This is a genomic window from Sphaerisporangium sp. NPDC049457 (genome assembly GCF_055586705.1).
In genome coordinates this window covers 237,950-259,672 of sequence record NZ_JBVJHR010000007.1, presented here as the reverse complement: position 1 = coordinate 259,672, position 21,723 = coordinate 237,950, and the positions used below count along the sequence as shown (strand labels likewise).

Genomic DNA, 21,723 nt, shown 5'->3' with positions numbered 1-21,723 from the left:
CGGTCAGGGTGGTCATGTGGCGTACAGCTTGAGCGACGCGGCGACCTGCCCGGTCTCCGGCGAGGAGGTGGCCTCCAAGATCGTGAGGGCGCGTCTCCAGGCGTCGAGCGCGGCGGGAAGGTCTCCGGCGTCGCGGTGCACGTCACCCAGGGCCTGCAGCGCGAGACCGTGGCGCCGAGGGACGGGGACGGCCTGGCAGATCGCCACGACCTCCGTCAACGTCGCCACCGCTTCGTCGAAGCGCCGCTGCCGACGCCGGAGCTCGGCTTTGGTGATCAGGACGCGGGACGCGCTCACGCTGTCTCCGAGGTCGCGGCAGATCGCCATGGCCTGCTGCAGGAACCGTTCGGCGTCGGCGAAGTCGTGCTGGGCGAGCCTGGCCGAGGCCAGGCACCAGGACGCGTACGCGATCCCCGGGCGGAAGCCGAGCCGGTCGAGATGCGACAGTGCCTGACTGAAGCAGCCTTCCGCGGCGGCGAGGTTGCCGCGGGTGAGCTCGATCTCTCCCAGGACGATTCTGGTGTACTCCCGCGAACGCACGTCGCCGGTCTCCTGCGCCAGTTGGATGGACCGCTCGATGAACGGGCCCGCGAGTTCGAGGCGGCCCTGGTCGAAGTGGATCCGGCCGATGCCCCGCATGACGGTGGCCTCCGTGCTGCGGTCGCCGGCCCGCGCCAGGCCGTCCGCGGCCTGCTCGTAGCAGGCCATCGTGTCGGCGTCGCGTCCTTGGAGACGGTGGAGCTCCGCCATGTTGACCAGGGCCAGGGCATGCCCGTACCGGTCCCCGGCCTCCTGGAACATCCTGAGCGCCTCTTCCAGGGCCCGGCCGCACCGGTTCAGGTCGTCCTGGGCGAAGAACAGTCGCGCGAGCCCGTTGAGCATGGCCGCCTGCCCGCGGACGTTGCCTGAGCGGCGGGCGCTGTCCAGGGCGGTCTCGTGGGTGGTGCGCCATTCGTCGTGGAAGCTGCGTGTCTCGAACAGATTCATGGCGCTGGCGGCAAGATCCCAGCACAGTTCGTCGAGTCCCTGCGCCGCGCACTGGCGTACGCCGGCGACGATTCCCGTCCGCTCGGTTTCGATCCAGGCGAGCGGGTCGCCCGCCACGCCGTCCGCGGTCTGCGGATCAGGGCGCCAGCGGACGCCCGTGCCGTGGATGACACGGTGGTCACCGCCGCACAGCCGGGCATGCGCGTGCTGAGTCATGACCAGCCATCCGCTGAACGCGCGCTGGAGAGCGGCGGCCCGTTCACGCTCCTGTTCGTCGGCCTCGGCGCGTTCCCGCGCGTACGCCCGGGTCAGGTCGTGGAAGCGGAAACGCACCTGCCCGTCCTGACCGTGGCCCGCCACCTCAAGGAGGCGGACGTCGGCCAGCTGCTCGATCAGTTGCTCGGCCACCTGCTCGGAGGTGTCGAGCAGCGCGGCACCGACCCAGATCGCGAAGTCGGGCGCTTCCAGCAGGCCAAGCCGGCGGAACATCCGCTGGGCCTGGGACGGCAGGCCCTGGTACCCGATGGCGATGCTGGCCCGGACCTCATGGGAGCCATGGGAGAGCTGGCCGAGGCGGCCGCGGGTGTTGCTCAGGCGGGCGACCATGTGGCTCAGGCTCCAGTACGGGCGCGCGGCGAGCTTGGCGCCGGCGATGCGCACGGCCAGCGGCAACCTGCCGCAGAGCTGCACCAGGCTGTGCGCGTCGCCGGGCGCCTCGGCGGTCTTGTCGGCGCCGACGATGTTCCCCAGCATCTCGACGGCCTCATCGAGGGGAAGAACGCCAAGGTCGGCACGCTGGGTCGTGGGCAGCGTGGTGAGGCGTCGCCTGCTGGTGACAAGGACGGCGCACCCTCGTGTGCCCGGGATGAGCGGGTGAAGCTGCGCCTCCTCCGCCGCGTTGTCGAGCACGATGAGATAGCGCCGGTCGGCGAGCCGCTCACGATAGAGCTCGGCGCGTTGGTCCAGGTCGGCCGGCACCGCGGAGCTGTCGATCCCGAGGGCGCGCAGGAATCGGCCGAGGGCTTCGGCGGCGTGCACCGGGTGACCTCCGCCCCCGCGCAGGTCGATGTAGAGCTGACCGTCGGGGAAGGCGTGCCGGAGCCGATGCGCGATGTGCACGGCCAAGGTGGTCTTGCCCACGCCCCCTTGGCCGGAGATGACGCTGATCGGCACGGTCGCGGCGGCGGGTGCGTCGCGGCCGTGAACCGGGAGAAGGTTGCCGGTCACCGCGGCCAGCTCCGCGCGCCGGCCGACGAAGTCGCCGTAGTCGGGCGGGAGCTGGCAGAGCGTCTTGCGGGGTTCGGGATCGGCCGCAGGCAGGGCATCGGCCAGGATGACCGCCTGCAGCCGCCGCAACTCGTCGCCGGGCTCGATGCCCAGTTCGTCGACGAGGTGCGTGCGCGCCTGCCGGTAGGCGTCCAGAGCCCGATGCCGCTGACCGGCCCGCGCATATGCGAGCATGATGAGCCGCCACGCGCGCTCGCACAGGGGTTGTTCCCCCAGGAACCGCCGTAACTCGGTGATCACCTCCGCGTGCAGGCCGATGCCCAGCTTGGCCTCCGCGCAGTCCAGGCGCGCTTCGGCGAGCTGTTCCTCCAGCTCCGCCATCCGCGACAGCGCCCAGTTGTACAGCTGGGCGCCCTCGGCGGGACGCCCTCGCCACAACTCCAGGGCCCGTGCGTACCGGCGTACCGCGGCGATGAAGTCGCCCTGCTTCACCTCGGCTCGCGCGCGTCGCACCTCCCGGTCGAAGACCAGGAAATCGACGTCTTCCGGAGCGGCCTCGAGCAGGTAGCCCGTGCCCTTCGTGAACAGCCGGATGTCGGAGGAGAACGTCCTGCGTATGCGGGCGACGTGGGTCTGCAGATTGGAGACGGCGGAGGCGGGCGGGGTTTCCCACAACGCGTCGATCAGCCGCTCCCGGGAGACCGGCGCGTTGATGTTGAGCAGCAGCGCCGCCAGCAACGCGTACTGTTTGCCTTTGAGCGCGGCCTCCCGTCCGTCTGTCCGGTACACATGGACGGGGCCCAGGATGCCGAAGGTCACTCCCGCCATGGCTGCGCTCCACTGAGTCGTCGATCTGTGATCTTCCGATGAGGGATTGATCACCAGTAAGTGGGCGAATGCCCGTGCCGTCAAGATCCGAGATGTGGTGCGTCGCCCCCTTCCTCCGACATCATCGGTTCGCACACCGGGCATCCGGGGTCCCGCGTGATCGGCCGGTGGCGGGGAGCCAGACCGGTTCGCGGGTCCACCAGGGCGAGCGTCCCAGCGGCGCGGGGCGGTTCGAATCCCGTCAGGTAGCGAAGCGCCTCCCAGGCCATGAGCGATCCGATCTGCATGGCCAGCGGGCCTATCACGGCGTTGGCGCGCATGAACGCCGCCCGGTCGCGTCCGGTGAACGCCGTCGCCGTCGTCTCGTCCGGCGCGAGCCGATCCCTCCAGACGCACCGCGCGCAGGCGCCGCCTCGCGGATCGACGGAGCAGAAAACGATCTGCGAGCCCGCCAGGCCGCCCAGCACCAGCGGCACGCCCGCCCCGACGGCGGCCTCGCCGACCCACAACGGCGCCTCCAGACGACCGTCCAGGACGCCGGCGACCAGATCGACACCGTCGAGCAGGCCGCTCAGGTCCTCCGGTCCGCTGATGCGGCGCTCGACCGGACGTACGGCGATCGACGGGTCGTAGTCCCGGACCCACTCGGTGGCGCGCTCGACCTTCGAACGACCGAGATCGGCGTGGCGGTAGAGGAACTGGTGGGCGAAGTCGCGTGCGACCACCTGGTCCTTCTCCACCAATGTCATCCGCCCCACCCCGAGTCCGGACAGGCACTGCACCAGACAGGCCCCCGGGCCACCCATGCCCAGGACCAGCACGTGCGACCGTCGCAGCCTGCGCACGTACTCGGCCCGCGGCCGCTCCGGGTCGGCGAACATGGCGAAGAAGGCCAGGTTGGCATGATGCCGGGTGCCGAGCTCCTCCCGGCCGCGCGAGCGGTCTTCGTCACCGATGAGCGGTTCACCCCCCGGACACTCCCATGCGCATCCCCTCAGGGCGATCCGCATTCTTGTCTCCCCTTCCCGAACGAGAGGTGAAACGGAACCGGGAGGTCTTCTCGCTCCGCGTCATTCGACCCACCCACACGCCGTAGACGGCGAACTGCACCATGGAGCCGGTCAGGGACTGCCAGGGCACCGGACCCTGACGGAGCGCTCCGCTCAGTTCTCCCGCCGCCGCGGGGAGCAGGAACGCCACGAGGTTGTTGACGACGTGCATGGAGATCGCGGCTTCGAGCCCCCGCGTGGAAACCGTCAACCAGCCCGTGAGAACACCGAAGGAGAAGACGTCCACCGTCCCCCAGCCGGTGTAACCGTGCAGCGACGCGAAGACCAGCGAGCCGACGAACACCGCGGGCCAGGAAGACCTGATGAACGTGCCGAGGGCCTGGATCAGCCAGCCGCGGAAGACGTACTCCTCGGCCGCGGCCTGGAACGGCACGAGCAGGACGATGAGGGCCAGCAGCGGCAGGAAGGAGTCCCAGCTTCGCCACCCGACGGCGACAGGCGATCCCAGCCCGGTCGCGCCATAGACGAACACCTGTGTTCCCAGACCGCACGCCACCGCGATCAGCGCCACGCCGGCGCATCGCAGCATCCATGACCAGCGCAGTCTCCCTGCGACCGAAGCGAGCGTGCCCGGGGCACGGCGCTGGAGGGCGGCCGCGGTGAGGAACACCACGGGCAGCAGGGCCGCGACGGGCACGAGCACGACGATCAATCCGAGAACGTGGTCGTCGTACAGCCGCTCCAGCGTCAGCGGAGTCGGCATCCCCCTCCTGCGCGCCACCAGGTTCACCGCTATGAGAACCAGCAACGCGCAGCCGAACATCGCCGCGGCCACGATCGCGGTGCCGGCGACGGGGCGCCACCAGCGGATGGCCGGGTTCCTGGCCAGATGTTCGTACCTCACCTCGGGCCCGCCGGTCATGCGCCCGAGGTGGACGGGCTCAGCGGAGGAGCGCATGCTCACCTCGTAGCGTGGACCGGCCCGCCCGGGCGCCGCGGCCGTCCATCATGCGCAGCAGCACCCGCACGCCGTCCGTCGCCCCGGCGAAGGTGTCGCGCCCGTGGAAGCCGTACCTGTTGCCGAGCACCACGACCTGGCGGGTGGTCTGCGGGATCACGATCCGCGCCGGGCATTCTCCGAGAGACCGTTGAAGACGCCGTGGCAGCTCTGGATCCATGACGTCGGGCGAGCCGCTGATCTGGCCGGCGACGCACACCCGCATCTCCCCCGCCTCGTCGGAGAAGACGGGGACCAGCGCCGTTCTCCTGGCGAAGGCGCCGAGATCGTCGCCTTCATGCGCGTCCGGCGTCAGATCCATCAGGTAGGGGCGGCCGACGCCGAAGATCTCCTGATATCTCGCGAAGGAGGTCCAGCGCTGGTACGGAACCCAGATCAGCTCCCCCGGCTCGCGGAACCCGATGTAGATGTTGTGCAGGACGATACGGTCGGGAACGAACACGTCCTCGGTCGCCGGGTCAACGCGCACGTCATTGTGGAATCCGTGGACCTCCGCAAGGCCCGAGGTGCCAAGGCCGGCGGATCTCAGCTTGTCGTGGTTCACCGGCGTCGACCTGCTCAACATGAACGGCGTGCCGTTGCGCGGGTCGATCGACGTTCTCGTCAGCGCGCCGCCCACCGACACCGCGAGGACCGCGTTCAGCAGCATCTCCTGCTGCGGTGTGCATCCGGCGGCGGCCGGGAACCGGACCACGGCGACGGCGACCGACCGGTCCTCCAGCAGGTTCTCCGCCACCCGGAGCTCCTCGTGGAAACTCTCGCGGGCGCCCTGAACCGCCTTCCGCAGAAGGCCCTGATCGCGAAAGGCCCCGATGTTGGGAACGCGTTCCATGGGCAGGCGCTCGGCGAAGCGCGCCACGCCGGACGGGTCGAGGTCGACGAAAGGCCGGACGTCGGCATTGACCACCGAAGTCATCTCCTTAGATGTTCAGCGCAAGAGATGATGACCGCTCCGCGGCCGCAGAGCGGTCGGGGACCTCACATAAGACCGTCAACGACCGACAGCACCATGCCCTCGCAGGCCTGCATGGTCGCGATCACGTCGCCGATCACCGAAGAAATGACATCTGGCGTCATCACGTACACCTCCTCTCGTGACCTCGGAGCCGCTCATACGCAACGATGCTCCGGCCCGCCACACCACTGCTGAACCGCGGCCACATCGGCTCAGAGAAGGGCTCGGCGCCCCTTCCGCCCCGGACGCGGACACGCCCGCGAGGCGGCCGGGGTGGCCTGCCATCGCGGGCGTCGGTCGGCACGGCGCGGGAGGGTCAGCGGACCAGGCGGGCCTGTCGAGCCGGGCGGAGGTGCCGTCGGCGACGCGCACGGTGTTCCGGTGCGGGTCAGCCGGTGCCGCCCGGAGAGACCAGGCCGGTCTCGTAGGCGACCACCACGGCCTGGACCCGGTCGCGCAGGCCGAGCTTGGACAGGATGCTCGCGACGTGGGTCTTCACCGTGGCCACGCTGAGCGACAGCCGGCCGGCGAGTTCGGCGTTGCTCAGGCCGGTGGCGAGCAGGCGCAGCACGTCCACCTCCCGAGGCGTCAGGCCGGACAGGTCACGGTGGAGGGCCGGCTTCGCGGTGTCGCGGCGGGCGAACCGCTCGACCAGGCGGCGGGTGATGGCGGGCGCGAGCAGGGCGTCGCCGGAGCGCACCAGTCGTACCGCGGCCACCAGGTGCTCGGGTGAGACGTCCTTGAGCAGGAACCCGCTCGCGCCCGCGGTGAGCGCGGCGTACACGTAGTGATCGAGGTCGTAGGTGGTCAGGATCAGCACGCGGGTGTCCCCGCCGCCGCCCGCGAGGATCCGGCGGGTGGCTTCCAGGCCGTCCATCCGCGGCATCCGGACGTCCATGAGCACGACGTCGGGCCTGGTACGGCGGACCGCCGCGACGGCCTCCTCCCCGTCGGCGGCCTCGGCCGCCACCTCGATGCCGTTGGCGGTGAGGATCATGCGGAATCCCGTGCGGACCAGCGCCTGGTCGTCGGCGATGACGGCGCGCAAGGAGTCGGTCACGCGCTCCTCCACCGGACGCGGGCCCTGGTCCGGAACCCGCCGCCGGCCGTCGGTCCGGCGTCGAGGGTTCCGCCGTACAGGGCGATCCGCTCGCGCAGCCCGATCAGCCCCCGGCCGCCGCCGGTGGCGGGCTCGGCGCCGCGTGTCCCGCCGGTGTCGGTCACCTCGACCTCCAGCCAGTCGTCGTCATGGCCGATCGTCACCGACGCGCTGGCCCCGGGCGCGTGTCTGATCGTGTTGGTGAGGGCTTCCTGTACGACGCGGTAGGCGGCGAGGTCGACCCCGGGAGGCAGCGGCCCGGGCGGGGACGCCGCGACGTCCACCGGCACTCCGGCGGCGCGGACCCGTTCTATCAGGGCGTCGAGCCGGTCGAGCCCGGGCTGGGGTTCGAGCCCGTCGGCGGGCCCGTCGAGGCGTTCGCCGCCCGGGCCGGCGAGCAGGCCCATGACATGGCGCAGCTCGGCCATGGCGGCCCGGCCGCCGGACTCGATCGCGAGCAGGGCCTGTTTCGACTGGTCAGGCTCTGTGTCCAGCACGCTGCGGGCCGCGCCGGCCTGGATCACCATCACGTTGACATTGTGGGTCACCACGTCGTGCAGTTCGGCGGCGATCCGCGAGCGCTCCTCCGCGACGGCCCTGCGCGTGGCGTCCGCCTGCGCCTGCCGCACCTCGTCGAGCCGGCGTCGCCAGGAACGGACGAGGTTCCCGGCGACGCCGACGCCCAGCAGGAGGAAGAGCGGCCCCGTCCAGCCCGGCAGCGCAGGGGCGATGTCCCCGAACCCGGCGCCGGCGAGCCCGGCCGCGAGCACGAGACCGCCCGTCGCAAGGACCCGGTCGCGGCTGTGCACGATGGCGCCGTACGCGGCGATCGTGCACGTCAGCACCGTGATCCAGGTCGCGTCGGTGTGCGTGGCCCGCGCCGCGAGCAGCACCACCCAAAAGACGATGAGCGGGTACCGGCGCCGCGCCGCCAGCGGCAGCGCCGTCAGCGCCACGAGGAACGCGGGCGCGGTGTGGGACGGACGCTCGGCGAACGGACGGCCGAAGGGCGCCGACGGGCCGCCGGACGGCAGGCGGGGAGGTGGTGGCCGACCGGCCGGCGGTTCGGGCCGGAGCCGCAGGTTCTCGAACGCCGCGGGCTGAGGCCCGGCGGAGCCGATCGCCGGACGCCCCGCCGCCACGGTAACCGCGAGGACGGTCAGCACGATCGCGACCGCCACGTCGGCGGCGAGCGCCCGGCGAGACGGCTTCGGCGGCCTCGGGGGCGCGTCGCCGCGCCGCCCCGGCGCGTCCTGATCGAAGTGGTCCTCGTTCAGCCGGCGGTACAGGTCGAGCACGCGCCGCCACCACGGCCGTCGTTCACCGGTGTCCACCGGCACATTGTCACGCCTGCCCCGCCGGTCCCACATCGGCCGTCGTGACGGGGCTCCACCCTCTTCGGGACTAGATCGCAGGGATGACCTGGCGGCCTCTCGTTCCCAAGCGTCAGGTGATCTCGGCATCGCGGCCGAAGCGCACCGGCGGGAGCCGCGCCTAGCTTCGTTCCCGGCGTCAGGCCGCGGTGCGGCCCGGCGCCTGGCATGGCCGGCCCGGCGATCGAGGCGCTGTTCATGACCACCCCCCATTTTTTCCGAACCTCTGCTCGGGAGGACACGAGGTGAGTTCCGTTCTGCGGGCCCAGGCGCTGGGCAAGAAGTACGGCGGACGCTGGGCGCTGCGCGATTGCACCATCGACATACCGGCGGGCCACATCGTGGGGCTGGTGGGCCCCAACGGAGCCGGCAAGTCCACGCTGCTGAAACTGGCCGCCGGCCAGTTCGAGCCGAGCGCGGGCGGCATCGCCGTGCTCGGCGGCCGGCCGGGCGGCACACCCGCGCAGTCGGCCAAGGTCGGCTTCGTCGCCCAGCAGACCCCGCTCTACGCGGGCCTGACCGTCGCCGAGCACCTGAGACTCGGGGCGCGGCTCAACCTGCGCTGGGACGGCGCCATGGCGCGGGAGCGCGTCGCGCGGCTCGGCCTCGACCCCGCCCGGCGGGCGGGCAGGCTGTCGGGCGGCCAGCGCGCCCAGCTCGCCCTCACCCTGGGCCTGGCCAAACGGCCCGAGCTGCTGATCCTGGACGAGCCCGCGGCCTCGCTCGACCCGCTGGCCCGTCACGAGTTCATGCAGGGGCTGATGGAGGCCGCCGCCGAGAACGGCATGAGTGTGGTGCTCTCCTCTCACCTGGTGTCCGACCTGGAACGGGTCTGCGATTTCCTGGTCGTGCTCGTCGGCTCGCGCGTGCGGGTGGCCGGCGGAGTCGGCCAGCTGCTGGCCACCCATCACCGGCTCACCGGCCCGCGCCGCGATCCGGTCCGGCCGCCCGCCGGCCGGCACGTGGTCTCGGTCCGGCACGCCGACGGGCGGAGCACGTTCGTGGTCCGCGGCGAAGCGCCGGCCGGCGATCCCGCCTGGACGGCCGGGCGGCTCAGCCTGGAAGACCTCGTCCTGGCCTACATGGACGAGGGCGCCACCGACGACCGGCGAGCCGCCTCGGAGGCGCGAGGATGATCTGGCTGACCTGGCGGCAACTGCGCGCCTCGGCCGCGACGGTGGCCGGCGTTCTCGCCGTCCTCACCGGCGTGCTGGCCCTGACCGGCCCCGGCGTGGCCACCGCCTACCGGACCGGGATCGCCGGCTGCACCCTGGACGACACCTGCGCCGACTTCTTCGACCGCTTCTTCGAGGACTACCAGCTCCCGTTTCTCGCCCTCACCCTCGTCGTGCTGATCCTGCCGGCGCTGGTCGGGCTCTTCTGGGGAGCGCCGTTGATCACCCGTGAGCTGGAGTCGGGCACGCACCTGCTGGTCTGGAACCAGAGCGTCACCCGCGGGCGCTGGCTGGCGGTCAAGCTGGGGATCACCTGCCTGGCCGCCGTGGCCGCGGCCGGCGCGTGCGGCCTCGCGGTCACCTGGTGGTCCGACCCGCTGGACAAGTCCGCCGTCCCGGAAATGGCCCAGATGTCTCCCCTGGTGTTCAGCGCCCGCGGCATCGCCCCGATGGCGTACGCCGCCTTCGCCTTCGTCCTCGGCGTGACCGTGGGCATGGCGGTGCGCCGCACGCTGCCCGCCATGACCCTCACCCTGGCCGTCTTCGCCGCCGTCCAGTTCGCCATGCCGCTGCTGGTCCGGCCGCACCTGATGCCGCCGGTCAGCGCGACGTTCGAGCTCGGCCAGGCGAACGTGGACCAGCTTCACGTGCAGCGGCAGGGAGGCGGACCCGTGCGGATCTTCCTGAGGACGTCGGCCGTCCCCGGCCACGCGGGCGCCTGGGTCCTGTCCAGCGACCTCCTCGATCCCTCCGGACACACGGTCGACGACAGCGGCGACGCGGGGCCGGGGCCGTCTTCGACGATCGCGCGGTCGGTCTCGGTCGCCACGACGTCGGGACCCTGCGCACCGGCAGGGGGACCAGTGGGCACCAGCGCCTGCCTGGCGGAGATCAGCCGGCTCGGCTACCGGCAACAGGCGACCTACCAGCCCCTTGAGCGCTTCTGGCCGTTCCAGTGGATCGAGACCGGGATCTACGCCCTGCTCACCCTCGGCCTGACCTGGCCGGCCTTCCGGTGGATCCGGCGAGGCACGCCATGACCGCCGCCAGGACCGCGGCCGCCGTGCTCACCACCCTCCTGGCTCTCCCGCTCACAATGGCCTGCACCGCGCCCACGGCGCCGCGCGGCCAGGCGAGCACGGCCGCCGGCACCGCGTGCGCGCCGCCGCGCGGAGCCCTCGCTGCGCAGACCCCCACCACGATCGACGTCGTCGAGCAGGCGTACCTCTGCATCCTCGGCCACTACTACGGCGGCGCCACGCTGGACGCCCGCGCGCTGCTGACCGCCGGGTTCGCCGCCCTCACCCAGGAACTCGACCGCCACGGGCGTGACCTCCCCGGGGCCACCATGCCGGCGCTGACCGGCGACCGCGCGGCCGACTGGGCCGCCTTCGAGGCCGTCTACCGCACGGTCACCGGCCAGGTCCCCGACCTGCGCGACGACTTGGCCGTCGTCACCCTCGAGGCCATCGTGGCCGCCCTCGGCGACGAGCACGCCGCCTGGGTCCACGGCGTCGGGCAGCCGCCCGGCTACTACGACGGCGACGGCTACGGGCTGGGCCTCCAGGCGAACGTCAACGGCCCGCAGGTGGACCTCAACCCCGGCGTCGCCCTTCCCCCGCTGTTCATCACCGAGGTGCGGGGCGGCGCGGCGCGGGCCGCCGGGCTGCGTCCGGGCGACGTCATCGAGTCCATCAACGGTTCGGCTCCCTTCGTCGACGGCGAGCCCAGCCCCGCGATCGCCGCCCTCTACCCGCGATACCCGCAGACGCGCCCGGTCCGGCTGCGGCTGCTGCGGCAGAGCACCGGCCGCCGCTGGACCGCGACCCTCGCACCGGGCCTGTTCCCGCAGGACCCGGCGGTCCTGCGGGTGGTGCGGCCGAAGCTGCTGGACGACGACATCGCCTACGTACGGGCGACCGGATTCCTGCCCGACTCCGCGGAGCGGATCCTGCGGGCGATCGCCCGGCTGCGCGCGGACCACGTCCTCGCCGGCGTCGTGCTGGACCTGCGCGGCAACGACGGCGGCAGCCCCACCGAGGCGGTCCGGCTGCTGAGCGCGTTCGTCCACGGCAAGGTCACCGCCTACCACTGCACCGTGGACGACAGATGCGAGCCCCTGCGGACCGACGACACCGTCGAGCTGCTCGGACTGCCGCTCGCGGTGCTCGTCGACCGCGGCTGCGCCTCGGCGTGCGAGCACTTCAGCGCCGCCGTCAAGGACCTGCGCCTCGGCCGGCTGGTCGGCACCAGGACCGCCGGAGTCGTCTCCGGCCCGGCGCAGCCGTACCTGCTGCGCGACAACACCACGCTGCGCCTGCCCGGCAGGCGCCACCTCGGCCCGGACCGCGAGGTGATCGACCGCATCGGCGTGGCCCCCGACCACTACGTGCCCACGACCCCGAAGGACGCCGCCGCCGGGCACGACCCCGCCCTGACCAGGGCACTCACCTTGCTGCGCGACTGAACGGACCTCCCCATGAGACAGATCGTGGCGGCCGCCGCGGGCCTGGCCGTCCTCGCCATGTCCGCCTGCTCGGCGCCCACCCCGCCCAGAGCCGCCGCGTCCACCCCGCCGGCCGGCCCCGCGACCCTGCCCGCCCCCACCGGCGCCCACCCGGTCGGCACCACCGTCCTTCACCTGACCGACACCTCCCGTCCCGACCCCTGGAACCTCGACGCCGACGCCAGGGAGCTCAAGGTCACCCTGTGGTACCCGACCGATCAGCGCGACGGGCGGCGCGCCGCGTACATGACGCCCACGGAATCGGAACTGCTGCTGAAAGGCACCGGCATCGCGGGCGCGCCGTACGACACGCTGAGCAAGACCCGGACGAACGCCGTCGAAGACGCCCGGCCCGCGGGCGGAACGCTGCCACTGGTGGTGCTCTCCCCGGGCTTCACCAAACCGGTGAGCACCCTCACCTCCCTGGCCGAGGACCTGGCCAGCCGGGGCTACGTCGTGGCCGGCGTCGACCACACCTACGAGAGCTACGCCACCACCCTGTCCGGCGGGCGGGTCGCCGGATGCCTCGCCTGCGACGCCAACTCCGATCCCGGCTTCGGCGCCGGGCTGGTGCGAGGACGGGCCGCCGACGTGTCGTTCGTCCTCGACCAGCTGCCGGCGAAGTGGGACGGTTCCGGACGGATCGACCGGTCGCGCATCGCCATGGTCGGCCAGTCCATCGGCGGGTCCAGCGCCATCGCGACCATGCTGACGGACCCCCGCGTGCGGGCCGGGATCGACATGGACGGCACCGGCTACGCCCGCATCCCCGAAAGCGGCCTCTCCCGGCCGTTGATGTTCCTCGGCTCGGCGCAGCACGTCTCCGGAGGCCCCTTCCCCACGTGGGACCGCGACTGGAAGCTGCTCACCGGATGGAAACGCTGGATCGTGCTGACGGGCGCCGAACACCAGTCCTTCACCGACACCCCGCTGCTGGCGGACGCGCTCGGCATCACGCCTGCCGCCGGCGTCCTGCCCGCCGCGCGCGCCGCCGAACTCACCCGCACCTACGTGGCGGCCTTCCTCGACCGGCACCTGAGATCCCGGCCACAGCCCCTGCTGGACGAGCCGTCCCCGCGCCATCCCGAAGCCCGGTTCTGCCCCGGGACCTGCGCTCCGTCCTGAGCCGGCGGTCCCGCATCGCCGCCGGCCCGTTCGTGCGCCTGCTTGCGCGCGGTGCGCGTCCGTACGGCGCGGGAGGGTCAGTGCTGCCAGTTCCAGTCGCGGACCTCGGGCAGGTCCTCTCCGTACTCGCGGGTGTGGGCCCGTGCCCGCGTACGCACGTCGGCCATCTCCTGCCGCAGGTGGCCGCAGCGCTCCGCCAGGCCGGGGACGCGGTCGATGACGTCCATGACCAGGTGGTAGCGGTCGATGTCGTTCATCATCGCCATGTCGAAGGGCGTGGTCGTGGTGCCCTCCTCCTTGTACCCGCGCACGTGCAGGTTGTCGTGGCCGTGCCGGCGGTAGGTCAGGCGGTGGATCAGCCACGGGTAGCCGTGGAAGTTGAAGATGACGGGCTTGTCGGCGGTGAACAGGGCGTCGAAGGCGGTGTCGGTCAGGCCGTGGGGGTGCTCGGAGTCCGGCTGCAGCCGCATGAGGTCCACGACGTTGACCACGCGCACCTTCAGATCGGGCAGGTGGCGGCGCAGCAGGTCGGCCGCCGCCAGCGTCTCCAGGGTGGGCACGTCGCCGGCGCAGGCGAGCACCACGTCCGGCTCCACGCCCTGGTCGTTGGACGCCCACTGCAGGATGCCCAGCCCGCGGGTGCAGTGCAGGATCGCCTCGTCCATCGACATCAGGTCGAGCACCGGCTGCTTGCCGGCGACCACGACGTTGACGTAGTCGCGTGAGCGCAGGCAGTGGTCGGCGACCGACAGCAGGGTGTTGGCGTCCGGCGGCAGGTAGACGCGCACCACGGTGGCCTTCTTGTTGACCACCACGTCCAGGAAGCCGGGGTCCTGGTGGCTGAAGCCGTTGTGGTCCTGACGCCAGACGTGCGAGCTGAGCAGGTAGTTCAGCGAGGCGACCGGGCGCCGCCAGGGGATCTTGCGGGAGGCCTCCAGCCACTTGGCGTGCTGGTTGAACATGGCGTCGATGATGTGGATGAACGCCTCGTAGGAGGTGAACAGCCCGTGGCGGCCGGTCAGCAGGTAGCCCTCCAGCCAGCCCTGGCACAGGTGCTCGCTGAGCACCTCCATCACCCGGCCGTCCGCGCCGATGTGCTCGTCGGTGGGCAGCCGCTCGGCGTTCCACACCCGGTCGGTGACCTCGAACGCCGCGCCCAGCCGGTTGGAGGCGACCTCGTCGGGGCCGAGCAGGCGGAAGTTGCGGGGGTTGGCGGCGATGATGTCGCGCAGGAATTCGCCCAGCGTGCGCGTCGGCTCGGTGGTGGAGGTCGCCGGCGCCTTGACCTCGACGGCGTAGTCGCGGAAGTCGGGCAGCACCAGCGGGGCGAGCAGCTCGCCGCCGTTGGCGTGCGGGTTGGCGCTCATGCGGCGCGGTCCCTCGGGAACCAGGGCGCGCACCTCGGCCACCGGGCGGCCGCGCTCGTCGAACAGCTCCTCGGGCCGGTAGGAGCGCAGCCATCGCTCCAGGTCGCCGAGCTTGCCGGGGTTGTCGCGGACGACCGCCAGCGGCACCTGGTGGGAGCGCCAGGTGCCCTCGACCGGCAGCCCGTCGACCTCCTTGGGGCCGGTCCAGCCCTTGGGCGTGCGCAGGATGATCATCGGCCAGCGCTTGTCGGCTCCGGCCCTGACCTCGGCGATCTGGTCGAACACCGTGTCGAGGGTGTCGGCCATGAGCCGGTGCATGACAGCGGGGTCGTCGCCCGACACGATGTGCGGGCGGTAGCCGTAGCCTTCCATGAGCTTGACCAGTTCGGGCTCGGGGATGCGCGCCAGGACGGTCGGGTTGGCGATCTTGTAGCCGTTGAGGTGCAGGATCGGCAGGACGGCGCCGTCCCTGGCCGGGTTGACGAACTTGTTGGAGTGCCAGCTCGCGGCCAGCGGGCCGGTCTCGGCCTCGCCGTCCCCGACGACGCACGCCACCACCAGATCGGGGTTGTCGAACGCGGCACCGTAGGCGTGGGCGAGGGAGTAGCCGAGCTCGCCTCCCTCGTGGATGGAGCCGGGCGTCTCGGGGGCCACGTGGCTGGGGACGCCGCCGGGGAAGGAGAACTGGCGGAACAGGCGGCGCATCCCGTTCTCGTCCTGGGAGATCTCGGGGTAGACCTCCGAGTACCTGCCCTCCAGCCACGCGTGGGCGACCGCGGCCGGGCCGCCGTGCCCGGGGCCGGCAATGTAGATCATGTCCTGGTCGCGCCGCTTGATCACCCGGTTGAGGTGGGCGAAGATGAAGTTCAGGCCGGGGGTCGTGCCCCAGTGGCCGAGCAGGCGGGGCTTGATGTGCTCCGGCTGCAAGGGCTCACCGAGCAACGGGTTGTCGAGCAGGTAGATCTGCCCGACCGACAGGTAGTTGGCCGCACGCCAGAAAGCATCGACTCGCTCAAGCTCGTTCATGCATATGAGCGTTCCCGGTCGGCGCGGAGTATTCCAGAGACCTTGGTCCCTGACTCCAGGGGCGGCCGGCGGTGGCACCGTCCTCGCGAGCGCGCCGTCGCCTGGGCCGACCAGGGGAAGCTCACCTCACCGCGCCGTCCCCGGCGTCCTTCCGCGCGGCCGGAAGGACCCTTCGTACCGGGCGGAAAATGCGTTGCGGGATTGTCGGGGGCGTTGGCTAGGGTTCTTCCTCGTGTCGGAACAACCCTTGATCTACGCCCGTGGCCTGGTGAAACGCTTCGGCGGCTTCACCGCGGTCGACGGCATCGACCTCTCGGTGGCGCCCGGCGAGGCGTTCGGCTTCCTCGGCCCCAACGGGGCGGGCAAGTCCTCCACCATGCGCATGATCGGCTGTGTGTCGATGCCCACCGCCGGCGAGCTGCGCATCCTCGGCATGGATCCCTCTCGCGACGGCACCCGCATCCGCGCGCGCCTCGGCGTCTGCCCCCAGCTGGACAACCTGGACTTCGACCTGAGCGTGCGCGAGAACCTCACCGTCTACGCGCGCTACTTCGGCCTCAGCCGGCAGGAGGCCCGCCGCCGGGCCGATGAGCTGCTGCGGTTCGTCCAGCTGTCCGACCGCGCCGGCAGCAAGGTCGAGCCGCTGTCGGGCGGCATGAAGCGCCGCCTCACCATCGCCCGCGCCATGGTCAACGAACCCGACATCATCCTGCTCGACGAGCCCACCACCGGCCTCGACCCCCAGGCCCGCCACCTGCTGTGGGAGCGGCTGTTCCAGCTCAAGCGGCGCGGCACCACCCTGGTCCTCACCACCCACTACATGGACGAGGCCGAGCAACTGTGCGACCGGCTGGTCGTCATGGACGGCGGCCGCATCGTCGCCGAGGGCTCCCCCCGCTCGCTCATCCAGACCTACTCCACCCCTGAGGTCGTCGAGCTGCGCTTCGGCGACGAGCGACCCGCCGACCTGGCCGCCAAGCTGGCCGGCGTCGGAGAACGCGTCGACCCGCTGCCCGACCGCCTGCTGGTGTACGCGGCCGACGGCGACGCCGTCATCGCCGAGGTCCACCGGCGCGGGCTCACCCCCTCCAGCGTGCTGGCGCGCCGCTCCACCCTTGAGGACGTCTTCCTGCACCTCACCGGCCGGACGCTGGTCGACTGATGGCCCCGTTCGCCGCCCAGGTCTCGGCCCGCTCGACGCTCGCGGTGCTCGAGCGCGCCCTGACCCTCTACCGCCGGCTGTGGAGCGCCTCGGCGTTCTCCTCCTTCGGGCTGCCCGTGCTGTTCCTGCTCAGCATCGGCCTGGGCGTCGGAGGATACGTCGGCGACATCGGCGGGGTGGACTACCTGTCGTGGATCGTCCCGGGCGTGCTGGCCTCCACCGCCTTCCAGATGTCGGTCGGCGAGTGCACCTACCCCGTGCTCGGCGACTTCAAGTGGAGCCGCGCCTACCACGCCATGCGCGCCACCCCCGTCCAGGTCGGCGACATGGTCTGCGGCTGGCTGCTGTACATCCTGATCCGCGCCGAGATCGCGGTGCTGGTCTTCCTCGGCGTCACCTCGCTGTTCGGCGCGCTGCGCTCGCCGTGGGCGCTGGTCACGCCGCTGGTGTGCGCGCTGGTCGCCCTGGCCGCCGCGGCCCCCACGATGGCCTTCGCCGCCACCGTCGACCACGACAGCTACTTCGCGCTGGTGTTCCGCTTCGTGATGATCCCCGCCACGCTGTTCAGCGGAGTGTTCTTCCCGGTGGAGCAGATGCCCGCGCCGGTCCGGCCGCTGGCCTACCTTTCGCCGCTGTGGCACGGCGTCGAGCTCGCCCGCGCCGCCACGCTGGGCGTCACGCCGCCCTGGCCGGTCGCCGCGCACCTGGCCTACCTGGTGGTCTTCGCCGCGGCGGGCACGCTGTGGGCCTTCCACGCATTCGGCAAGCGACTTCAGGACTGACACATGGTGACCACGATGATCGTCGCCCGGGTCGCTCCCGGCCGGGTCGGCGCGGTGATCGGCCGCAACCTGGGGGCGCTGCGCTCGGGCCCGTCCTACTGGCTGGTGCTGCTGTCGGGCTTCTTCGAACCGCTGCTGTATCTGCTGTCCCTCGGCGTCGGCGTCGGCGCGCTGGTCGGCGACCTCCCGGTGGACGGCCGGTCCCTGCCGTACGCCGCCTACGTCGCCCCGGCCATGCTCGCGGTCTCGGCGATGTCGGGCGCGCTGGCCGAGACCACGTTCAACTTCTTCCACAAGATGAAGTACCAGAAGACCTTCGACGCCATCTTGGCCACGCCGGTGCGGCCGTTCGAGCTCGCGCTCGGCGAGCTGGGGTGGGCCATGCTCCGTGGCTCGCTGTACACCGCGATGTTCGTGCTCGTCATGGTGGCGCTCGGGCTCGCCGCGCCGCTGTGGGCGCTGGCGGCCTTCCCCGCGACGATCCTGGTCGGGATGGCGTTCGGCGCCGTCGGCATGGCCGTCAGCACGCTCATGCGCGGCTGGCAGGATTTCGACCTGATGTCCACCGCGCAGTTCGCGCTGTTCCTGTTCTCCGGCACCTTCTCCCCCGTCGGCGACTACCCGGCGGTCATGCAGGTGCTGGTGCGGCTCACCCCGCTGTACCACGCGGTCGAGCTGGTGCGAGGGCTGTCCACCGGCGACCCGCGCTGGGGCCTGCTCGTCCACGTCGCCTACCTGCTGGCCATGGTCGCCGGCGGCCTGTGGTTCGCCGCCCGCCGACTGCACCGCGTCCTGTGCGTCTGACCACAACCGCCGTCTCATGACCGCCCAGGTACTGTCGTAGCCGCTGATCACGTACCAGGGGCGGCACGATCCCGGCCCGGCTCGGAGTCGGCGGGCGGCTGTTCGACCGGGAAGAAGATCGGGCTGAGCAGGTGCTGTGTGCGGTCCGGCGTCGGCTGGTTGGTCAACAGGGGCAGGATCACGCGACGGAACTCCCTGATCATCTCCTCCAGCTCGCCGCGGGTGAGCCAGACGGCGTGCTGCCGGTAACCGATGAGGTCCGCCACCGGGTCGGCCCCCTCGCGGTCGAGGTAGGCGTTGAATTCGGTCACCAGGACGGCCATCGAGGTGGCGAAGGCACGCCGGTGGTCGTCGGGTGTCATGGCCGTGAGCGCATCGGCGTCGAGGACGGCCCGGTCGTGGCGTAGCCGGTAGCGGCGCTCCACCGCGCCGCGCACCCGCCGCTCGCCCGCCACTTCGAGGATTCCGCCCGCCGCGAGCAGGTCGACGTGCCGGTAGACCATGGCCTTGGAGGTGTCGGGGAGGCGTGCGCACAGCTGGCCGGTGGTCAGCTCGCGTTCCCCGCGCATCGCGTGCACGATCCGCAGCCGCACCGGATGCGCCAGAAGCTCCAAAGTGTCCACACCACAACGGTCTCATGCTGTGCTACCGTTCGCAAAATAGTAGAAAGGATGGCCATGGCAGCAGATCCGGCGGCGATCGCCACGGCGGTCGTCGATATGGCGCGCAGCGGACGCTTCACCGACATCGCGGCATTGTTCGCCCCGCCGCTGCGAGCGGTGGCCTCCGCCGAGACCTTGCAAGTCGGCTGGGAGAGTCAGCTCCCCAGGATCGGGCCGATCTCCGCGGTCGGTACGCCGATCAGCGAGCCGGCCCCCGAAAGCTGGGTGACCGCGACGGGCAAGGCCGAACTGGTCAAGGTCAGCGTCCCGGTGACCTGCGAACGCGGCGGACTGACGGTGGTCATGGCGGTCGACGGGACCGGCCTGCTGCAGGACCTGCGGCTCGCGCCTCCGCTCGCCGCGCCGTGGACGCCGCCGCCGTACGCCCGCCGCGGGAGATTCGACGAGCACGAGGTCACCGTCGGCTCCGGCGCACTGGCCGTGCCCGGCACGCTGAGCCTGCCGCGCGGGCGCGGCCCGCGGCCCGCGGTGGTACTGCTCAGCGGCGGCGGGCCGTTCGACCGGGACGCCACCACCGGCCCCAACAAACCGCTCAAAGACCTGGCCTGGGGGCTGGCCGGCCGCGGCGTGGCGGTGTTGCGCTTCGACAAGGTGACCCACGCCCACGCCGCCCAGGTGGCGGCGATCCCGGACTTCACGATGAGGGATGAGTACGTCCCGCACGCCGTCGCGGCCGTTCACCTGCTCCAGCGCCACCCTGCCGTCGACGCCGCGCGGGTGTACGTCGCAGGGCACAGCATGGGCGGCAAGGTCGCCCCGCGGGTCGCCGCAGCGGAGCCGTCGGTGGCCGGACTGGTGCTCCTGGCCGGTGACACCCAGCCCATGCACCGGGCCGCCGTCCGCGTCGTCCGCCACCTCGCCTCGGCCGATCCCGGCGCACAGGCCGCGGTCGAGGCCATCACGCGGCAGGCCGCACTCGTCGACAGCCCTCGGCTGTCGGCCGAGACGCCCGCCGCGGAGCTGCCCTTCGGCTACTCCGGGGCGTACTGGCTCGACCTGCGCGGCTACGACCCGGTCGCGACCGCGGCCGACCTGGACAAGCCGATGCTCATCCTGCAGGGCGGCCGCGACTACCAGGTCACCGTCGCCGACGACCTCGCGGGCTGGCAGGCGGGCCTCGCCCACCGTACGGACGTCACCATCCGCGTCTACGACGCCGACGACCACCTGTTCTTCACCGGCTCGGGCCCCTCCACGCCCGCCGACTACGACAGGCCCCAGCACGTTGACGCGGCCGTGGTCACCGACATCGCCGACTGGCTGGCACCGCGCCCATCAGCGATCGCCCGGCTCCTCGCCGGCCTCAGACGCTGACCACCCCGGACCACAGGACACGACGGTGCGGGCGACCCGGGCGAGAAGGCTTCAGACGGTCACCGGGACGGCGGTCACCCGCCAGTTGCCGGGGTCGGGTGCGCGCAGCTCGCCGGCGGACGCCGCCAGGGCCAGGCCGGGGAAGCGGGCCAGCAGCGCGGTGAGCGCCACCTGGGTCTGCACGCGAGCCAGTGATGCCCCCAGGCAGAAGTGCGGCCCGTGGGAGAAGCCCAGATGCGCCGCCGGTCCCCTGTCTCGCCTGATGTCGAACCGGTCGGGGTCGGGGAACGCCCGCGGGTCCCGGTTGGCGGCGGCGACGGCCACCGTCACGGCCTCCCCCGCGCGCACCGGCGTGCCGAGCAGCTCGGTGTCCTGCCGGGCGTATCGCGGGATCGACAGCAGCGTCGGGCCGCACCAGCGGATCAGCTCGTCCACGGCTCCGGGCATGAGCGCCGGGTCCTCGCGCAGGGCCGCGAGCTGGCCGGGGTGGCCGAGCAGCGTCACCACGGCGTTGGCGATGAGATTGGCCGGGGTCTGGCCGGCCAGCACCACGAGCCACACCAGCGCGACCAGCTCGACGTCGCTGAGCCGGTCGCCGTCGTCGGCCTGCGCACCGATGAGATCCGACAGCAGATCGTCACCGGGCTCGGCCCGCTTGCGCGCCACCGCCGCCTTGGCGTCTTCGATGATCTCCGGGATGGCCGCGGAGAACTCCTGGCCCGCGCCGGCCGCGATGAAGGCGCCGTAGGCGCGCCACCGCGGCCGATCTGATTCGGGGATGCCGACCAGCTCGCAGATGACCTCCATCGGCAGCGGCCGCGCGTAGTGCGGCAGCAGATCCATCGGCTCGTCACCGGCCGGCGCCCGCTCCGGCATCTCGTTGAGCAGCCTGTCGGCGATCGCCTGGATGCGCGGGCGGAAGTCGGCGGCCCGCCGCGGGCTGAACGCCGGGGCGACCAGCTTGCGCAGGCGCGCGTGCTCCGGCCCGCTCATCTCCGCCATGGTGCGCATGTAGGGCAGGCAGTCGTCCGGCACGCCCGGCCGCATGTAGCTGTCGGAGTTGATCTCGAACCGCGGGTCGCTCAGCAGCGCCTTGGCGTCCTCATGCCGGGTGAGCAGCCACCACGGGTTCATGCCGGGGATGAGCAGACGCGCCAGCGGCGAGCCCTCGCGGACCTGCCCGTAGGCGGTGAAGGGGTCGCCGATCACCTCGGGCCTGGTCAGATCCACCTCGGGAACGCGGCTCAAGTCGGGGCCGGATGCGGGCATGAATCCTCCGAGA

Annotated in this window: 17 protein-coding genes; 8 read left to right on the top strand and 9 right to left on the bottom strand. The window is 72.0% G+C overall.

Annotated elements, in window-relative coordinates; genetic code table 11:
* Positions 1–12 precede the first annotated feature (12 nt).
* From ACZ6QO_RS13680 to ACZ6QO_RS13655, 6 genes are all read right to left on the bottom strand, one after another.
* Positions 13–3,042, bottom strand: coding sequence for an AfsR/SARP family transcriptional regulator (locus ACZ6QO_RS13680; RefSeq protein WP_465850567.1), 3,030 nt, complete (start codon positions 3,040–3,042; stop codon positions 13–15).
* Positions 3,043–3,122: 80 nt separating this feature from the next.
* Positions 3,123–4,052: a HesA/MoeB/ThiF family protein gene (locus tag ACZ6QO_RS13675; RefSeq protein ID WP_465850565.1), complete on the bottom strand. Its 930-nt coding sequence runs from the start codon at positions 4,050–4,052 to the stop codon at positions 3,123–3,125.
* Positions 4,006–5,010, bottom strand: coding sequence for a lysostaphin resistance A-like protein (locus tag ACZ6QO_RS13670; RefSeq protein ID WP_465850564.1), 1,005 nt, complete (start codon positions 5,008–5,010; stop codon positions 4,006–4,008). The genes ACZ6QO_RS13675 and ACZ6QO_RS13670 overlap by 47 nt, the downstream gene beginning before the upstream one ends.
* Entirely contained in the window at positions 4,994–5,986 is a 993-nt protein-coding gene (locus ACZ6QO_RS13665) for a hypothetical protein (protein WP_465850562.1), read from the bottom strand. Before ACZ6QO_RS13665 ends, ACZ6QO_RS13670 begins: the two co-directional genes overlap by 17 nt.
* A gap of 427 nt (positions 5,987–6,413) precedes the next feature.
* On the bottom strand, positions 6,414–7,085 hold the full coding sequence (locus tag ACZ6QO_RS13660) for a response regulator (protein WP_465850560.1): 672 nt from the start codon (positions 7,083–7,085) through the stop codon (positions 6,414–6,416).
* On the bottom strand, positions 7,082–8,458 hold the full coding sequence (locus tag ACZ6QO_RS13655; protein WP_465850558.1) for a sensor histidine kinase: 1,377 nt from the start codon (positions 8,456–8,458) through the stop codon (positions 7,082–7,084). Before ACZ6QO_RS13655 ends, ACZ6QO_RS13660 begins: the two co-directional genes overlap by 4 nt.
* Positions 8,459–8,742: 284 nt before the next feature.
* On the opposite strand from ACZ6QO_RS13655, the gene ACZ6QO_RS13650 reads away from it, so the two are divergent.
* From ACZ6QO_RS13650 to ACZ6QO_RS13635, 4 genes are read left to right on the top strand one after another with little or no spacing between them, the layout of a single operon-like run.
* Positions 8,743–9,633, top strand: coding sequence for an ABC transporter ATP-binding protein (locus tag ACZ6QO_RS13650; RefSeq protein WP_465850556.1), 891 nt, complete (start codon positions 8,743–8,745; stop codon positions 9,631–9,633).
* Entirely contained in the window at positions 9,630–10,712 is a 1,083-nt protein-coding gene (locus ACZ6QO_RS13645) for an ABC transporter permease (RefSeq protein ID WP_465850554.1), read from the top strand. Before ACZ6QO_RS13650 ends, ACZ6QO_RS13645 begins: the two co-directional genes overlap by 4 nt.
* A complete protein-coding gene (locus ACZ6QO_RS13640; protein WP_465850553.1) occupies positions 10,709–12,139 on the top strand; it encodes a S41 family peptidase in 1,431 nt (476 codons plus the stop codon). Before ACZ6QO_RS13645 ends, ACZ6QO_RS13640 begins: the two co-directional genes overlap by 4 nt.
* Before the next feature lie 12 nt (positions 12,140–12,151).
* A complete protein-coding gene (locus ACZ6QO_RS13635) occupies positions 12,152–13,303 on the top strand; it encodes an alpha/beta hydrolase family protein (protein WP_465850551.1) in 1,152 nt (383 codons plus the stop codon).
* A gap of 77 nt (positions 13,304–13,380) precedes the next feature.
* On the opposite strand, the gene ACZ6QO_RS13630 is transcribed toward ACZ6QO_RS13635, so the two are convergent.
* Positions 13,381–15,696, bottom strand: coding sequence for a phosphoketolase family protein (locus ACZ6QO_RS13630; protein ID WP_465850550.1), 2,316 nt, complete (start codon positions 15,694–15,696; stop codon positions 13,381–13,383).
* A 232-nt stretch (positions 15,697–15,928) separates the two neighbouring features.
* Here ACZ6QO_RS13630 and ACZ6QO_RS13625 point away from each other — a divergent pair, with 232 nt between their 5' ends.
* From ACZ6QO_RS13625 to ACZ6QO_RS13615, 3 genes are read left to right on the top strand one after another with little or no spacing between them, the layout of a single operon-like run.
* Complete coding sequence (locus tag ACZ6QO_RS13625; RefSeq protein ID WP_465850549.1) at positions 15,929–16,858, top strand: ABC transporter ATP-binding protein; 930 nt, start codon at positions 15,929–15,931, stop codon at positions 16,856–16,858.
* Positions 16,858–17,640: an ABC transporter permease gene (locus ACZ6QO_RS13620; protein WP_465850547.1), complete on the top strand. Its 783-nt coding sequence runs from the start codon at positions 16,858–16,860 to the stop codon at positions 17,638–17,640. Before ACZ6QO_RS13625 ends, ACZ6QO_RS13620 begins: the two co-directional genes overlap by 1 nt.
* 3 nt (positions 17,641–17,643) lie before the next feature.
* Positions 17,644–18,444: an ABC transporter permease gene (locus ACZ6QO_RS13615; protein ID WP_465850546.1), complete on the top strand. Its 801-nt coding sequence runs from the start codon at positions 17,644–17,646 to the stop codon at positions 18,442–18,444.
* A gap of 47 nt (positions 18,445–18,491) precedes the next feature.
* Here ACZ6QO_RS13615 and ACZ6QO_RS13610 read toward each other — a convergent pair whose 3' ends face one another.
* Entirely contained in the window at positions 18,492–19,067 is a 576-nt protein-coding gene (locus ACZ6QO_RS13610; RefSeq protein WP_465850544.1) for a helix-turn-helix domain-containing protein, read from the bottom strand.
* Positions 19,068–19,121: 54 nt separating this feature from the next.
* Between ACZ6QO_RS13610 and ACZ6QO_RS13605 the strand changes: the two genes are divergently transcribed.
* Positions 19,122–20,441: an alpha/beta hydrolase gene (locus tag ACZ6QO_RS13605; RefSeq protein WP_465850543.1), complete on the top strand. Its 1,320-nt coding sequence runs from the start codon at positions 19,122–19,124 to the stop codon at positions 20,439–20,441.
* 51 nt (positions 20,442–20,492) lie between these two features.
* On the opposite strand, the gene ACZ6QO_RS13600 is transcribed toward ACZ6QO_RS13605, so the two are convergent.
* Entirely contained in the window at positions 20,493–21,710 is a 1,218-nt protein-coding gene (locus ACZ6QO_RS13600) for a cytochrome P450 family protein (protein ID WP_465850541.1), read from the bottom strand.
* Positions 21,711–21,723 lie beyond the last annotated feature (13 nt).

What these genes read in the sequence shown, in the direction of transcription:
- ACZ6QO_RS13680 (WP_465850567.1), bottom strand. Translation starts at nt 3,042, where the DNA reads ATGGCGGGAGTGACCTTCGGCATCCTGGGCCCCGTCCATGTGTACCGG.
- ACZ6QO_RS13675 (WP_465850565.1), bottom strand. Translation starts at nt 4,052, where the DNA reads ATGCGGATCGCCCTGAGGGGATGCGCATGGGAGTGTCCGGGGGGTGAA.
- ACZ6QO_RS13670 (WP_465850564.1), bottom strand. Translation starts at nt 5,010, where the DNA reads ATGCGCTCCTCCGCTGAGCCCGTCCACCTCGGGCGCATGACCGGCGGG.
- ACZ6QO_RS13665 (WP_465850562.1), bottom strand. Translation starts at nt 5,986, where the DNA reads ATGACTTCGGTGGTCAATGCCGACGTCCGGCCTTTCGTCGACCTCGAC.
- ACZ6QO_RS13645 (WP_465850554.1), top strand. Translation starts at nt 9,630, where the DNA reads ATGATCTGGCTGACCTGGCGGCAACTGCGCGCCTCGGCCGCGACGGTG.
- ACZ6QO_RS13640 (WP_465850553.1), top strand. Translation starts at nt 10,709, where the DNA reads ATGACCGCCGCCAGGACCGCGGCCGCCGTGCTCACCACCCTCCTGGCT.
- ACZ6QO_RS13635 (WP_465850551.1), top strand. Translation starts at nt 12,152, where the DNA reads ATGAGACAGATCGTGGCGGCCGCCGCGGGCCTGGCCGTCCTCGCCATG.
- ACZ6QO_RS13630 (WP_465850550.1), bottom strand. Translation starts at nt 15,696, where the DNA reads ATGAACGAGCTTGAGCGAGTCGATGCTTTCTGGCGTGCGGCCAACTAC.
- ACZ6QO_RS13620 (WP_465850547.1), top strand. Translation starts at nt 16,858, where the DNA reads ATGGCCCCGTTCGCCGCCCAGGTCTCGGCCCGCTCGACGCTCGCGGTG.
- ACZ6QO_RS13615 (WP_465850546.1), top strand. Translation starts at nt 17,644, where the DNA reads ATGGTGACCACGATGATCGTCGCCCGGGTCGCTCCCGGCCGGGTCGGC.
- ACZ6QO_RS13605 (WP_465850543.1), top strand. Translation starts at nt 19,122, where the DNA reads ATGGCAGCAGATCCGGCGGCGATCGCCACGGCGGTCGTCGATATGGCG.
- ACZ6QO_RS13600 (WP_465850541.1), bottom strand. Translation starts at nt 21,710, where the DNA reads ATGCCCGCATCCGGCCCCGACTTGAGCCGCGTTCCCGAGGTGGATCTG.